The 12,381-nt window shown below is 70.5% G+C and carries 15 protein-coding genes; 11 read left to right on the top strand and 4 right to left on the bottom strand.

Annotated elements, in window-relative coordinates; translation table 11 throughout:
* Positions 1 to 101: 101 nt before the first annotated feature.
* The gene (locus tag ACX114_RS37915) at positions 102 to 1,319 is read left to right on the top strand and encodes an endonuclease/exonuclease/phosphatase family protein (protein ID WP_459292611.1); all 1,218 of its coding nucleotides are present in this window, start codon (positions 102 to 104) and stop codon (positions 1,317 to 1,319) included.
* A gap of 64 nt (positions 1,320 to 1,383) precedes the next feature.
* On the opposite strand, the gene ACX114_RS37910 is transcribed toward ACX114_RS37915, so the two are convergent.
* Entirely contained in the window at positions 1,384 to 1,743 is a 360-nt protein-coding gene (locus ACX114_RS37910; RefSeq protein ID WP_269012855.1) for a hypothetical protein, read from the bottom strand.
* A 141-nt stretch (positions 1,744 to 1,884) separates the two neighbouring features.
* Here ACX114_RS37910 and lspA (ACX114_RS37905) point away from each other — a divergent pair, with 141 nt between their 5' ends.
* The 7 genes from lspA (ACX114_RS37905) to ACX114_RS37875 all read left to right on the top strand — a co-directional run bounded on the left by lspA (ACX114_RS37905) (position 1,885) and on the right by ACX114_RS37875 (position 7,052).
* Positions 1,885 to 2,514: a signal peptidase II gene (lspA, locus tag ACX114_RS37905; protein WP_459292609.1), complete on the top strand. Its 630-nt coding sequence runs from the start codon at positions 1,885 to 1,887 to the stop codon at positions 2,512 to 2,514.
* 32 nt (positions 2,515 to 2,546) lie between these two features.
* Positions 2,547 to 3,161, top strand: coding sequence for a signal peptidase II (gene lspA / locus ACX114_RS37900; protein WP_459292607.1), 615 nt, complete (start codon positions 2,547 to 2,549; stop codon positions 3,159 to 3,161).
* A gap of 17 nt (positions 3,162 to 3,178) precedes the next feature.
* On the top strand, positions 3,179 to 4,480 hold the full coding sequence (locus ACX114_RS37895; protein WP_459292605.1) for a prolipoprotein diacylglyceryl transferase: 1,302 nt from the start codon (positions 3,179 to 3,181) through the stop codon (positions 4,478 to 4,480).
* Between the two features lie 40 nt (positions 4,481 to 4,520).
* Positions 4,521 to 5,627, top strand: coding sequence for an MXAN_5187 C-terminal domain-containing protein (locus ACX114_RS37890; protein WP_459292603.1), 1,107 nt, complete (start codon positions 4,521 to 4,523; stop codon positions 5,625 to 5,627).
* Between the two features lie 13 nt (positions 5,628 to 5,640).
* Entirely contained in the window at positions 5,641 to 6,156 is a 516-nt protein-coding gene (locus ACX114_RS37885) for a KdsC family phosphatase (protein ID WP_459292601.1), read from the top strand.
* A gap of 22 nt (positions 6,157 to 6,178) precedes the next feature.
* Complete coding sequence (locus tag ACX114_RS37880; RefSeq protein ID WP_459292599.1) at positions 6,179 to 6,484, top strand: hypothetical protein; 306 nt, start codon at positions 6,179 to 6,181, stop codon at positions 6,482 to 6,484.
* Between the two features lie 193 nt (positions 6,485 to 6,677).
* The gene (locus ACX114_RS37875) at positions 6,678 to 7,052 is read left to right on the top strand and encodes a hypothetical protein (protein WP_459292597.1); all 375 of its coding nucleotides are present in this window, start codon (positions 6,678 to 6,680) and stop codon (positions 7,050 to 7,052) included.
* 12 nt (positions 7,053 to 7,064) lie between these two features.
* Here ACX114_RS37875 and ACX114_RS37870 read toward each other — a convergent pair whose 3' ends face one another.
* On the bottom strand, positions 7,065 to 7,898 hold the full coding sequence (locus ACX114_RS37870; RefSeq protein WP_459292595.1) for an SDR family NAD(P)-dependent oxidoreductase: 834 nt from the start codon (positions 7,896 to 7,898) through the stop codon (positions 7,065 to 7,067).
* Between the two features lie 199 nt (positions 7,899 to 8,097).
* Here ACX114_RS37870 and ACX114_RS37865 point away from each other — a divergent pair, with 199 nt between their 5' ends.
* Genes ACX114_RS37865 through ACX114_RS37855 form a run of 3 tightly spaced genes read left to right on the top strand, consistent with a single transcriptional unit; the run spans position 8,098 to position 10,012 of the window.
* A complete protein-coding gene (locus ACX114_RS37865; protein ID WP_171423096.1) occupies positions 8,098 to 8,328 on the top strand; it encodes a hypothetical protein in 231 nt (76 codons plus the stop codon).
* Positions 8,325 to 9,245 (top strand): tetratricopeptide repeat protein, encoded by a 921-nt coding sequence (locus ACX114_RS37860; RefSeq protein WP_459292593.1) that lies wholly within the window; start codon positions 8,325 to 8,327, stop codon positions 9,243 to 9,245. Before ACX114_RS37865 ends, ACX114_RS37860 begins: the two co-directional genes overlap by 4 nt.
* A gap of 17 nt (positions 9,246 to 9,262) precedes the next feature.
* Positions 9,263 to 10,012, top strand: coding sequence for an SDR family NAD(P)-dependent oxidoreductase (locus ACX114_RS37855; RefSeq protein ID WP_459292591.1), 750 nt, complete (start codon positions 9,263 to 9,265; stop codon positions 10,010 to 10,012).
* Here ACX114_RS37855 and ACX114_RS37850 read toward each other — a convergent pair whose 3' ends face one another.
* Positions 10,013 to 10,936, bottom strand: coding sequence for a DUF6929 family protein (locus ACX114_RS37850; protein WP_459292589.1), 924 nt, complete (start codon positions 10,934 to 10,936; stop codon positions 10,013 to 10,015). It abuts the gene before it with no gap.
* A gap of 21 nt (positions 10,937 to 10,957) precedes the next feature.
* Positions 10,958 to 12,286, bottom strand: coding sequence for a magnesium transporter (gene mgtE / locus ACX114_RS37845; protein WP_459292587.1), 1,329 nt, complete (start codon positions 12,284 to 12,286; stop codon positions 10,958 to 10,960).
* Positions 12,287 to 12,381 lie beyond the last annotated feature (95 nt).

The following is a 12,381-nucleotide window of genomic DNA, read 5'->3' as shown; positions in this document are numbered from 1 at the left end:
ACAGCCTTCTTGCAAACTTCTATAATCACGCGCCAGTCGGCGCGCCGAAGCCGACGGGTCACCCCCCTCGATACCCTCGGAAGCAAGGATCCAGGCCCTGCATGGCAATGAAGCTCCCCCCGTTCCTCCGCCCCTTCGTGGCGATGGGTTTCCTGGCCCTCGCTTGCGGCGAGGGTGAAGAGCCCATCACTCCTCCGGACTCGGGGACCTCCGTGGATGCCGGGACCCGCACCGACGCGGGCACCACCGAGGATGCGGGCTCCGACGCGGGACAGTCCACGGACGACGCGGGCACCTCCGAGGACGCTGGAACCGACGTGGACCCGGGCTCCGAGGATGGCGGCACCGCAGTGGACGCGGGCACCACGACCGACGCGGGCTCCACGATCGACGCGGGCACTGCGACCGACGCTGGCACCGCGACCGATGCCGGCTCCACGACCGACGCCGGCTCCTCGACGGACGCGGGCTCGGAGACGGACGGTGGCTCCGCGGACTCGGGCACGATTGGCGAGACGGACACCGACGGCGGCTACACGCAGATCCGCCTGATGGCCGCCAATCTCACCAGCGGCAACGGCCAGGACTACGACCCGGGCCACGGCATCCGGCTGATGCAGGGCGTGAAGCCCGACGTCGTGATGATCCAGGAGTTCAACTACAAGTCGGACTCGGCCGCGGACATGCGCTCCATGGTCGACATGATTGGCGCGGGCTTCTACTACTACCGCGAGACCGGCGCGCAGATCCCCAACGGCATCATCAGCCGCTACCCCATCATCGAGTCGGGCGAGTGGAAGGATGCCAAGGTCTCCAACCGCGACTTCGCCTGGGCCCGCATCGACATCCCCGGGCCGCGTGACCTCTGGGCTGTCAGCGTCCACCTGCTCACCAGCAGCTCCAGCAACCGCAACGCGGAAGCCACCCAGCTCGTGGGCTACATCAAGGGGAAGATCCCCGAGGGCGACTACCTGACCATCGGCGGTGACTTCAACACCGACTCCCGCTCCGAGGCGTGCATCACCACCTTCAAGCAGGTGGTCGATACCGCGGGCCCGCACCCGGTGGACAAGAACGGCAAGGACGGCACCAACGCCTCTCGCAGCAAGCCCTACGACCACGTGCTCGTGGACTCGGACCTGCGCCAGTACCAGGTGCCCACCGTCATCGGGAGCAGCACCTTCAACAACGGCCTGGTGCTCGACAGCCGCGTGTACACGCCCATCTCGGAGATCTACCCGGCGCTGAACTCCGACAGCGGCGCTTCCAGCATGCAGCACATGGGCGTCATCAAGACGTTCCGCACGCCCAACTTCTAACGGGCGCTGCGCGGGCAACGCGGGCCGGTCATCGGGAGCTCCCCGGTGCCTGGCCCGTGCCGTTTCAGAGCAGGTCGCTCCACTTGTGCCGGTTGCGCTCCAGGAAGCGCGCCACCGGCGGGATGCGCGCCACCAGCGGCGTCAGCACGAACACCGCGCCCAGGCGCAGCGGCTTGATGACCTGCGTGGCCACGTAGGCCGCGCCCCACGCACCCGCCTGCGCGCCGGCGCCCTCCGGCTGGAAGCCGGCGCGGATGGCCGCCCAGAAGCCCACCAGCGACAGGCCGAAGCTCAGCCAGTACAGGGCGAAGGCCACCGGGCCGTACTCCAGCAGCAACGCCTTGAAGCGGGCCATCAACGTCGGCTTCGCCGCCGGAGGCGTGGTGGTTCCGGGTGGGGCAATGTCGGGAGTGGAAGGTTTCACGTCGGGCTCAACAGGCGCCATGGGCGCACCATGCCCGAAACGGGCGGACTCCGGGAGTAAGAGGGCAGGCGGGCCGGTGGCCTGCGGCCCGGGTCCGGGTTGTCAGGGCTCCCGGGGGCACGATAGAGGTTCGGGCACCGCATGAAAGCCTCCCTCCGCCTCCTCCTCGTGGTGGTCCTCGCCGTGCTGGCGGCGGATCAGGTGACCAAGTACCTGGCCGTGTCCCGGCTGACGGAAGCGCTGGATGGGCGCGAGGGCCTGGCCCGCGTGTCCGGCTTCCTGAGCGAGCAGAACCTGGACAACGACCCTCCGGTGGAGGGCGTGTTCCGCAAGAACACCCGGCCGTACCGCTTCATCGAGGACTACTGGCACTTCCGCTACGTGGAGAACCCGGGCGCGGCGTGGGGCATGTTCTCCAGCCTGCCGGAGACGGCGCGCAAGGCGTTCTTCCACGTGGTGAGCCTGGTGGCGCTGGGCTTCATCCTGACGCTGTACCGCAAGACGGAGCCGTCGCAGAAGCTGGTGCGCGTGTCGCTGGCGCTCATCACCGGCGGCGCGCTGGGCAACTTCGTGGACCGGCTCATCCGGGGCTACGTCATCGACTTCATCGACTGGCACTGGCGCAACCAGCCGGGCATGCGCTGGCCCACGTTCAACGTGGCGGACGCGGCCATCTGCGTGGGTGTGGCGCTGATGCTGCTGGACTCGCTGCGCCGTCCGGAAGCCGCCGCCGCGCAGCCCCTGCCCCAGGGCAGCAGCCCGCAGCCGTGACGCGCGGGGGTGGGCTGGTATAAGCCCTCTCCGTGCCGCGCAAATACGTCATCCTCCTCGCCCTCACGCTGGGCGTCATCGTGCTGGACCAGTGGACGAAGTACCTGGTCGTGCGCGATCTCACCACCCGCTTCGACGGGGCCACCACGCTGTCGGAGCGGCTGGGCGCGTTCTATTCGCCCGCGCAAGAACCGGGCTTCCGGGGCCTGCACTTCCAGCCGAAGACGCACGTGGAGGTGGCGGAGAACTTCTTCCGCCTGCGCTACGCGGAGAACCCGGGCGCGGCGTGGGGCATGTTCAGGAACCTGCCTCCGAACGTGCGCGGCCCGCTCTTCCATCTGGTGAGCGTGGGCGCGGTGCTGCTCATCGTCTTCTACTTCCGGAAGCTGACCGGCACGGACCCCGCGGAGGTGTGGGCGCTGTGGGGCCTGCCGCTGGTGCTGGGCGGCGCGCTGGGCAACTACATCGACCGCGTGGCGCGGGCCTTCGTCATCGATTTCCTGGAGGCCCATTGGTACGACAAGGCCGCCTGGCCGTCGTTCAACGTCGCGGACATGGCCATCTGCATCGGCGTGGGCATGCTCGTGGTGGACGCCTTCGTGCGCAAGGAGAAGCCGGAGGCCTCCACGCCCGCGAAGGCTTCATGAAGGTCTAGAGGTCTCCCATGCTCCCCGTCCTGCTGCGCCTGTCCTTCACCACGCTGTGGATGCAGTTGTTGCTGTACGCCGCCGCGGTGGGGGTGGTGGCCTCCGTCGCCGTCAACGGCTGGAGGGGCACGCTGGGGCCGGTGGACGAGAAGACGGGCAACGAGGGCCCCGCGCCGCTCCAGGACAAGCTCCTGCGCGCGGTGGGGTTCGCGGCGGTGGGCGGCTTCCTCGCGTACTTCGGCCTGAAGTACGCGCTGCCCGAGGACGCCTTTCCCGGCGGCCACGGTGAGGGCATCCCGCTGCACACCTACGGCATCCTGCTGGCCGCGGGCTTCGTCACCGCGGTGTCGGTGGCGGGCCGGCTGGCGCAGGACGAGTGGCGCCGCGTGACGCTGGTGCCCGGCAAGGGCTGGGTGGACACGGAGGGGCCCCAGAAGCGCGAGCAGGTGATGGACCTGGCGTTCTGGGTGCTGGTGGGCGGGCTCGTGGGCAGCCGCGTGCTGTTCGTGCTGGTGAACTGGCAGGACTACGCGCGCGACTGGACGCAGGCCTTCTCCCTGGGCGGCGGGCTGGTGTTCTACGGCGGCCTCATTGGCGCGGGGCTGGCGGCGTTCCTCTTCGCCCGCAGGTACGACCTGGACTTCCTGCGGCTGGCGGACGTGTGCATCCCCACCGTGTCGCTGGGGCAGTGCCTGGGGCGCCTGGGCTGCTTCTCCGCCGGGTGCTGCTGGGGCGACATGGCCGGGAGCCACTCGCACACGGGCGTCACCTTCCCGGGTTCGGGGCTGGCCCAGGACCTGTTCGGCCGGCTGGGGGGCGCGTCCAGCCTGGCGTATGGCTCGCAGGCCGGGGACGACCGCTTCGTGGTGGAGGCCACCGGGCAGGTGCTGCATCACGCCGCGCCGGGCGCGGTGCGCATCTCCGACTGGGTGGCCCAGCATGGCACCACGCTGCCGGTGTACCCCACGCAGCTCTTCGAGTCGGTGGGGCAGCTGGTGCTCTTCGTGGCGCTGCTGTACGCGCGCCGCTTCCGCCGCTTCCACGGGCACATCTTCGCCCTGTGGCTGATGGCCTATGCCTGCCTGCGCACCTCGGTGGAGCTGTTCCGGGGCGACCTGGAGCGGGGTACCCTGCACGGCCTGCTGGAGTCGCTGGGGGCCCAGGGGCTGGCCGGGGCGGTGCCCCTGGAGGCCTGGTACAACGTGTCCACCAGCCAGTTCATCTCCCTGTGCATGTTCACCTTCGGTGCACTGCTGATGGCGCGCCACCGACCGGCGGGTGAGGCCGCTGGCCTGGGGCCTACACCGTCGGCGGCCTGAGGTTGCGAGCCGCGCCCGGGTTGGGGACACTCCCGGGAACATGCCGCCGCCCGACAACGCACGGCCCGCCGCCAAAGGTGGGGCCCGGCCCGCGCAACAGGACGCCAGTTCCTCCAGCGAAGCCGCCCTTCAGCAATGTGAGGAGCTGGAGGCGGCCATCGCGGAGCTGCGCCACAGCTACGAGCAGTACTTCATGGGCATGGAGCGTCAGGCGCCCATCCGCGCGCATGAAGATTTGAAGAAGCGGATGCTGAAGCTCAAGGGGGCCTTCATCCGCAGCACGTCGGTGAAGTTCCGCGTGCAGAGCCTCCACAACAAGTTCCTCACCTACGAGCGGCTGTGGACGCGCACGCTCCAGGAGATTGAGGCCGGCACCTACCGCCGCGACCTGGCCAAGGCCCGCCGCCGCGCCGGGACGAAGCAGGCCGGTGCCACGGGCGACCGCCAGAAGGGCGTGGTGGAGATCCCCGAAGAAGTCGACGACATGGACTTCGAGGAGATTGAAGAGCTCACCGGCCGCCGTCCCATCAACGAGCCGAAGCTCGCCTCGGAGTACCTGGCGGAGCAGCAGGCCCCCAGCGGCACGCCCTTCCGGGGGACTCCGGCGGCGGCGCCCGTCGCGGCGCAGCCGGCCGGCGCGCCCCGGGGGACGCCCGCGGGGCTGGTGCCGCCGAAGCAGTCGGTTCCGGCCGTCTCGCCCGTGAGCGGGCTGCCCTCCATCGCGCCCGTGGGGACCCCGGCGGCGGGGACGTCGAAGCTGCCTTCGGTGACGCCCGCGGTGGCTCCAGGCGGGACTCCGGCGGCGGGACGTCCGGCGGTGCCTCCGGGCATGGCCGCGAAGGCTCCGGCGGCGGCTCCGCAGCAATCGCCACGACCGGCGGCGGCTCCCGCGGCGGCAGCGCTCCGTCCGGCGGCGGCCGGCCCCGGTGGCGGCATGTCCGACGACAAGCTGCGCGCGGTGTACGACGCGTACGTCACCGCGAAGCGCCGCTGCCAGGAGGACACGTCCAAGCTGTCCTACGAGTCGGTGGCCGCCACGCTGCGCAAGCAGGTGCCGGAGCTGCTCAAGCAGCACAACGCGAAGGCCGTGGAGTTCAAGGTCGTCATCAAGGACGGCAAGGCCTCGCTCAAGGCCGTGCCCAAGTAGCGAAAGGCACGGCATGAACCAGGACCTGGAGTCGCTCAAGGCGCGGGTGGCGCGCCTGTCGGTGATGATCTTCGACATCGACGGCACGCTCACCGACGGCCGCATCTTCTGGGTGCCCAACTCCGGCTGGACGCAGATGTACAGCGTGCGTGACGGCATGGGCATCAAGCGCCTGCAGGAGGTGGGCATCGAGGTGGCCGCCATCTCCGGTGGCGACAGCCTGTCCGCGCAGATGCGCATGCAGTCGCTGGGCTTGCGCCACGTGCACTTCGGCAGCCAGGACAAGGTGGCGCACTTCGAGAAGCTGCTCGGCATCCTCAACGTGTCCGCCGAGCACTGCGGCTACATGGGCGATGAGGTCGTGGACCTGCCGCTGCTCAACGCGGTGGGCTTCTCCGCCACCGTGCCGGAAGCGCCGGACGAGGTGCGCGCGCAGGTGCACTACGTGGCCCAGCGCGCCGCGGGCTTCGGCGCCGCGCGCGAGGTGTGTGAGTTCATCCTGAAGCACCGGCCGCGCGTCGCGCCGTGATGTGAAGAGGGGGAAGCACCGCATGAAGTGGGGAATGTGGTTCGCGGGAGTCCTGTGCCTCGCGGGGTGCGCGAGCACGCGGCCCGTGAAGGGCGAAGCCGTCGTGAAGTGCGTCATCACCAAGGCCGGCCGGGCGGAGGGATGCCAGGCCACGAAGTGGGACGCCACCGTCAGCTACGAGCAGATCACCGAGTCCATCCGCCTCATCCAGGCGAAGCAGTACAACGAGATGCCGGTGGATGTGCCCTACACCTTCCACTTCACGTACCGGGATCCGCTGCCCACGGACGGCGGGGTGGCACCCGCGCCCGAGTCCGCGAAGCCGTAAATGAATTCACGGCCCTTCTGCCTCACCGTCAAACCGGTGGGACAGGAAAGGTGCCCAAACGTTCGCTCCTGGAAACGCCTACCTCCCCGGCTGGCGTTCGGGTTGTCGCTCCCAGGGCCCGTTCCTACCTTGCGCTGCCTGATGGCCGGTGGACGGCCCGAGACACCTGGGAGGCGACGTGGGGATGCGGCGGATGTGGCTCGGAATGGCGGTGGCCGTGGGGCTCGCCGTGTCCACCGGATGCGGGCAATCCCCGGAGGACTCCGAAGCGCGGCTCGCGGTCCTGGAGGCCGAGGGCAAGCAGATGGACCAGGCCCTGGACGCGGTCGAGGACCGGCTCCTGGGCAGCCAGGGACGGCTCGCCATGTGGAACGAGCTGGGGCGGCGTCACCAGGAGGTGAGCGCCATCCAGTGCAAGGTGGCCGACGCCCACATGGCCGCCATCCTCAAGCACGAGGACAAGCAGAACCAGAAGGCGCGGATGGTCAAGCAGCGCAACTCGATGGCGTCCGTGGACACCGCCGTGCTCACGTCCGGCAAGGCGCCCACGCAGCAGCGCAGCAACTGAAGTCCAGCGCCGCTAGCCGGGGATGCGCGCGGTGCGCTCGCGCATGCGCTTCTCCACCGCGATGACGCCCCGCAGGAAGATGCCGGGCGCCAGCCGCCGCAGCCGCCAGAACCAGCGCGCATCCGCCATGGGCAGCACGTGCGGCGCGTTCCGGTCCACCGCCTTGAGCAGCCGCTCGGCGACCCACTCCGGTCCAATCTTCGACTGGTCCACCAGCTTCACGCTCATGCGGCGCGTCTCCGGGTCGGAGTAGGGCGCGGCCGCGGAGGCGATGTTCGTGCGGAAGAACGTGGGGCACGCCACCGTGACGCCCAGCCCCAGCGGTTGCAGCTCCGCGTAGAGCGTCTCCGACAGCGCGACCACCGCCGCCTTGGACGTGTTGTAGGCCGCCAGGTTCGGCGCGTACACGAGCCCTGCGGCGGACGCGATGTTGAGCACGTGCCCGGAGCCCTGCTTCTTCAGGCGCGGCACGAACGCGTGGCAGCCGTGGATGACGCCCCACAGGTTCACGTCCAGCACGCGCTTCCACTCGGACAGGGGCAGCGTGCCCACCGCGCCTCCGGTGGCGACGCCCGCGTTGTTCACCACCAGGTCCACGCCGCCGAACGCTTCGTCCGTGGCGCGCGCCAGCGCCTCCACCGCGTCCGGGTCCGTCACGTCGCACGGGTGCACGCGCGCCTCGCCGCCCAGCTCCGTGACGCGGCGGGCGGTCTGCTCCGCGCTGGCCGCGTTCATGTCCGAGACCATGACCCGCGCCTGCCGGGCCGCCAGCGCTTCACACAACGCGCGGCCCAGGCCGCTGCCGGCGCCCGTCACCACCGCGCGAGGACGAGAGGGAAGGCTCATGGTTTTCGGACTCCTGGAGCGAGAGGGGAAAGGCGTGACGCGGCAGGGCTAGCACGGAGGGCGAAACGCTGGCCATGCATGGGTGCTCGCTTTATCGGGGAACTCCTGCTTCCGGGCGGGCAGGCGGGCGCACGGTTCGTGACCCGAGGTCGGAAGTTGGCTAGAACCCACAGCCGTGCAACGCGCCTTGGTGGCAACAATGGCAGTCGCGGCGGCGGCGCTCCTGGGATGCAACGACCTGGAGAACTGCGGCTCGACGCCGGTGGACATCACCCGGACCGACGGGGGCCTCTACCGTTGCGTGACGTCCGAGGACTGCCCCAGGACGTCACGCGTCTCCGTGTGCGTGACGGACGTCTCCTCCGAGCGCGAGTGCGTGCGCTGCGACGAGACGCGCTGCGTGCGCCTCATCCCGGAGTCCTGCCAATGACGCGGCGGCTGTCGCGTTGGGCCTGCGTCCTGGCGGTGGGGGCGCTCGCCGTCACGGGGTGCCGGGACAAGCCGGTGGACCACATGCAGCGCGCCCGCGACGCCATCTTCGAGAAGCGTCCGGACGAGGCGCTGGTGGAGTACCGCAAGGCCTACGAGATGCTGCTGCGCGACGAGTCCCCGGAGGCGCTGGTGATGCGCGCCCGGGCGCTCAAGGGCGCGGCGGACGTGTACTGGCTGGAGCAGCGCAAGGTGAAGGAGGCGGTGAGCGTCTACCGCCAGCTCATCCAGCAGTGCCCGGAGGCGCCGGAGTCGCTGGACGCGCGCATCATCCTGGCGGAGCTGCTGCGGGTGCACTACCGCGACCTGCGCGGCTCCATTGATCAGCTCACCGCCGCGCTGCACCGCAACCCGCCGCAGAGCGCGGAGCTGCAGTACCAGGTGGCCAAGACGTACTTCGAGCTCCAGGACTATCCGCAGTGCGAGCTGGAGGCGAAGAAGCTGCCGGACCGCTTCGCCACCAGCCCCTACGTGGACGACGCACTCTTCCTCCAGGCGCAGGCGCTGGCCATGGTGGAGGGCAAGCGCCAGGAGGCCCTGCGCACCTACGCGGACCTGCGCACGCGCTTCCCGGACTCGGAGCTGGCGCCGTACGCCCTCTTCGAGATGGGCAAGCTGCGCGCGGACGCGGGGGACAACGAGAAGGCCATCGAGACCTGGGTGGAGTGCCTGAAGACGCACCCCGACCCGTCGCTCGTGCAGGACGCCATCGCCCGGGCCCGCCGCCGTCTGGCCAACCTCACGGTGGAGGGGATTGGCAAGAAGGAGGTGGCGTTCGACCGGGCGAAGCAGGCGCGCACCTCCGTGGAAGCCATGGGTGGCACCGCCGAGGAAGCCGCCCGCGACCGCGGCGACTGACCTCAGGAGACATTCACATGATCGTGCTGGTGACAGGGGCCACGGCGGGCATCGGGCAGGCCATCGCGCGCCGCTTCGTGAAGGAGGGCGCGCGCGTCATCGCCGCCGGACGGCGCGGCGACCGGCTGGACGCGCTCAAGGCGGAGCTGGGGGAGCGGCTGCTGCCGGTGACGCTGGACGTGACGGACAAGGCGGCGGTGAAGGCGGCGTTCGCCTCGCTGCCGGCGGACTTCGCGCAGGTGGACGTGCTGGTGAACAACGCGGGGCTCGCGCTGGGGATGGAGCCCGCGCAGGCGGCGCGGCTGGAGGACTGGGACGTGGTGGTGGACACCAACGTGAAGGGCCTCCTGTACTGCACGCGTGAGGCGCTCGCGGGCATGGTGGCGCGCGACCGGGGGCACGTCATCAACATCGGCTCCATCGCGGGCGAGTTCCCGTACCCCGGCGGCAACGTGTACGGCGCGACGAAGGCGTTCGTGCATCAGTTCACGCTCAACCTGCGCGCGGACCTGCACGGCACCGCCGTGCGCGTCACGGACATCCAGCCGGGGCTCCTGGGCGGCACGGAGTTCTCCAACGTGCGCTTCCGGGGCGACGACGCGAAGGCCGCCTCGCTCTACGAGAAGACCCAGCCGCTCACGCCCGAGGACGTCGCGGACACGGCGCACTGGGTGGCCACGCGCCCGGCGCACGTGAACATCAACGTCATCTCCATGATGCCGGTGGTGCAGTCCTTCGGGCCGCTCTTGGTGAAGCGCGGCGGCTAGCTAGCCCGGCACGGGCAGCGCGGCCTCCAGGAGCGGCGCGGGCACCGACGGGTCGTCCGCGTCCGCCACCAGCAGCACGTGGACGCGGCCACCCTCCACGCGCGCGTCCACGCCCTCCAGCTTCACGGGCGCGTCCACCGCGTCCAGGTACACGGGCGTGCCATCCGGCGCGAGCACACCCACCGCCGAACCCTTCACGGGCCCATCCGCCACGCGGTCGCGTGAAGCCTCCGCCGTGGCGGTGAACACCACGCGCCCGTCCGGCAGCGGCGACGCGTCCGTGAAGGACAGCCGGACGCCGTTGGCCTCACCCAGCTCCCAGCGGCGCACGGTGCGCACGGCCTCCGGCCCCATCACGCCCGCGTCCAGGCTGCCCAGCACGCGGTCCAGGTCCAGGTCCACCAGCGCGTCCACGCCGCCCTCGCCGTTGCCCCGGTTGAGCAGCCGCAGCCGCTTGCCCGCCACCGCCGCGCCTTCGACGTTGAGCGCCACCAGCTCGCGCTCCAGCTGCGTGTAGAGCGACGTGCAGTCCACCGTGCGCGGTGCGCCCGCGAGCGTCCCGTCCGCGTTCAGGGGCAGCACCGCCGCGCGGCGCCGCGCGGGCGTGGACCCGGACGGCAGGGCCAGGAGCGCTCCGTGCGCGAAGGACGCGGAGGGGCCCAGCCGGCACAGCGCCTCCAGGTCCGGCTTCGCCGCCTTGCGAGCCGCGTGTTCATCCGGAAGCTCGCCCGGAAAGAGGCGCACGGTGTGGCCCGGCGCGTCTCCGGTGGCGGGGAACACGGCCAGGTGGAGCGCGTCATCCGCGACGACGTAGAGCCAGTCCCCCGCGCGCACCAGGCCGCTGGCGGCGGAGACGTGCATGGGACGGCCGGGGGCTTCAGGCGCCGCGAGGGTGAGGGTGCGACGGCGGGTGGTGGGAATCATGGGACCCGGGAGCGTCGCCCACTACAGCAGCGTGCCGCGCAGGAAGAGGCTGGCCGCCGTGAAATAGATGACGAGTCCGGACACGTCCACCAGCGTGGCCACGAAGGGCGCGGACGCGCTCGCGGGGTCGAAGCCCACGCGCCGCAGGATGAACGGCAGCATGGAGCCGGACAGCGTGCCGAACATCACCACGCCCACCAGCGACACGCCCACCGTCAGGCCAATGACGAACGCATGGTCGCCGTAGCTGTGGAACAGGGCCTGCCACACCATCACGCGCAGGAAGCCCACCAGGCCCAGCACCAGGCCCAGCGCCAGGCCCGTGCTCAGCTCCCGCCGGGCCACGCGCCACCAGTCCTTCAGCCGCATCTCCGACAGGGCCAGCGACCGGATGATGAGCGTGGTGGCCTGGCTGCCGGAGTTGCCGCCGGAGCTGATGATGAGCGGGATGAAGAGGCTCAGCACCACGGCGCGGGCAATCTCGTGCTCGAAGTAGCCCATGGCCGTGGCGGTGAGCATCTCGCCCAGGAAGAGCACCATCAGCCAGCCGGCGCGCTTCTTGAGCATCGCCATGAAGCCCACGTCGAAGTAGGGCGCGTCCAGGGCCTCCATACCGCCGACCTTCTGGATGTCCTCCGTGGCCTCTTCCTGGACCACGTCCACGATGTCGTCCACCGTGACGATGCCCTTCATGCGCCGCTGCTCGTCCACCACGGGCATGGCCATGAAGCTGTGCTCGGAGAAGGTGCGGCTCACCGCCTCCTGGTCCGTGTTCTCCGCCACGGTGATGACGTCGCGAATCATCACGTCCGCCACGCGCTTGTCCGGCGCGGCCTGGAAGAGCTGACGCAGGGACAGCACGCCCTGGAGCCGCTGCTCGGCGTCCAGCACGTACGCGTAATAGACGGTCTCCACCTTCTCGCGCGCCTGCTTGCGCAAGTACCCGATGGCCTCGTCGATGCTCATGTCCGGGCGCACGCGGGCGAAGCGCGGGTTCATGAGGCCACCCGCGTCGTCCTCCGAGTACGCCAGCAGGACGTTCACCTCGCGGCGGCTGGCGTCGTCCAGCTGCGACAGGATGGCGTCCACCTGCTCCGGCTCCACGGCCTGGACCAGGTCGGCCAGGTCGTCCGGGGGGAGCAGGCGGACCCAGGTGCGGCGCTCGCCGGGGGGGAGGCTGAGGATGAGCTCGCCCTGTTCGCGCGCGCTGAGGCCCAGGAAGAAGTCGTCCGCCACCGCCGCGGGCAGCAGGCGGAAGCCCTCCAGCCGCTCGTCCACGGAGAGCACGGCCCACGCCTCATGAAGCTCGTCGGGGGACAGCGCGTTCTGGCTCTGGGGACTCTCCACCATGACGACGGCCTCGAAAGAAGAGGGGGAGGGTGCGCGCCTCGCTGCGATGCGCGCGGGCCTCTCTACACCCCTCCCGGGGACACCGCGAGCGGAAG

This window comes from Corallococcus sp. M7, from assembly GCF_054512695.1.
This window is presented reverse-complemented; position numbering and strand designations above follow the sequence as displayed.

What these genes read in the sequence shown, in the direction of transcription:
- ACX114_RS37915 (WP_459292611.1), top strand. Translation starts at nt 102, where the DNA reads ATGGCAATGAAGCTCCCCCCGTTCCTCCGCCCCTTCGTGGCGATGGGT.
- ACX114_RS37885 (WP_459292601.1), top strand. Translation starts at nt 5,641, where the DNA reads ATGAACCAGGACCTGGAGTCGCTCAAGGCGCGGGTGGCGCGCCTGTCG.
- ACX114_RS37870 (WP_459292595.1), bottom strand. Translation starts at nt 7,898, where the DNA reads ATGAGCCTTCCCTCTCGTCCTCGCGCGGTGGTGACGGGCGCCGGCAGC.
- ACX114_RS37850 (WP_459292589.1), bottom strand. Translation starts at nt 10,936, where the DNA reads ATGATTCCCACCACCCGCCGTCGCACCCTCACCCTCGCGGCGCCTGAA.
- ACX114_RS37860 (WP_459292593.1), top strand. Translation starts at nt 8,325, where the DNA reads ATGACGCGGCGGCTGTCGCGTTGGGCCTGCGTCCTGGCGGTGGGGGCG.
- ACX114_RS37890 (WP_459292603.1), top strand. Translation starts at nt 4,521, where the DNA reads ATGCCGCCGCCCGACAACGCACGGCCCGCCGCCAAAGGTGGGGCCCGG.
- ACX114_RS37855 (WP_459292591.1), top strand. Translation starts at nt 9,263, where the DNA reads ATGATCGTGCTGGTGACAGGGGCCACGGCGGGCATCGGGCAGGCCATC.
- ACX114_RS37880 (WP_459292599.1), top strand. Translation starts at nt 6,179, where the DNA reads ATGAAGTGGGGAATGTGGTTCGCGGGAGTCCTGTGCCTCGCGGGGTGC.
- ACX114_RS37875 (WP_459292597.1), top strand. Translation starts at nt 6,678, where the DNA reads ATGTGGCTCGGAATGGCGGTGGCCGTGGGGCTCGCCGTGTCCACCGGA.
- lspA (WP_459292609.1), top strand. Translation starts at nt 1,885, where the DNA reads ATGAAAGCCTCCCTCCGCCTCCTCCTCGTGGTGGTCCTCGCCGTGCTG.
- ACX114_RS37895 (WP_459292605.1), top strand. Translation starts at nt 3,179, where the DNA reads ATGCTCCCCGTCCTGCTGCGCCTGTCCTTCACCACGCTGTGGATGCAG.
- ACX114_RS37865 (WP_171423096.1), top strand. Translation starts at nt 8,098, where the DNA reads ATGGCAGTCGCGGCGGCGGCGCTCCTGGGATGCAACGACCTGGAGAAC.
- mgtE (WP_459292587.1), bottom strand. Translation starts at nt 12,286, where the DNA reads ATGGTGGAGAGTCCCCAGAGCCAGAACGCGCTGTCCCCCGACGAGCTT.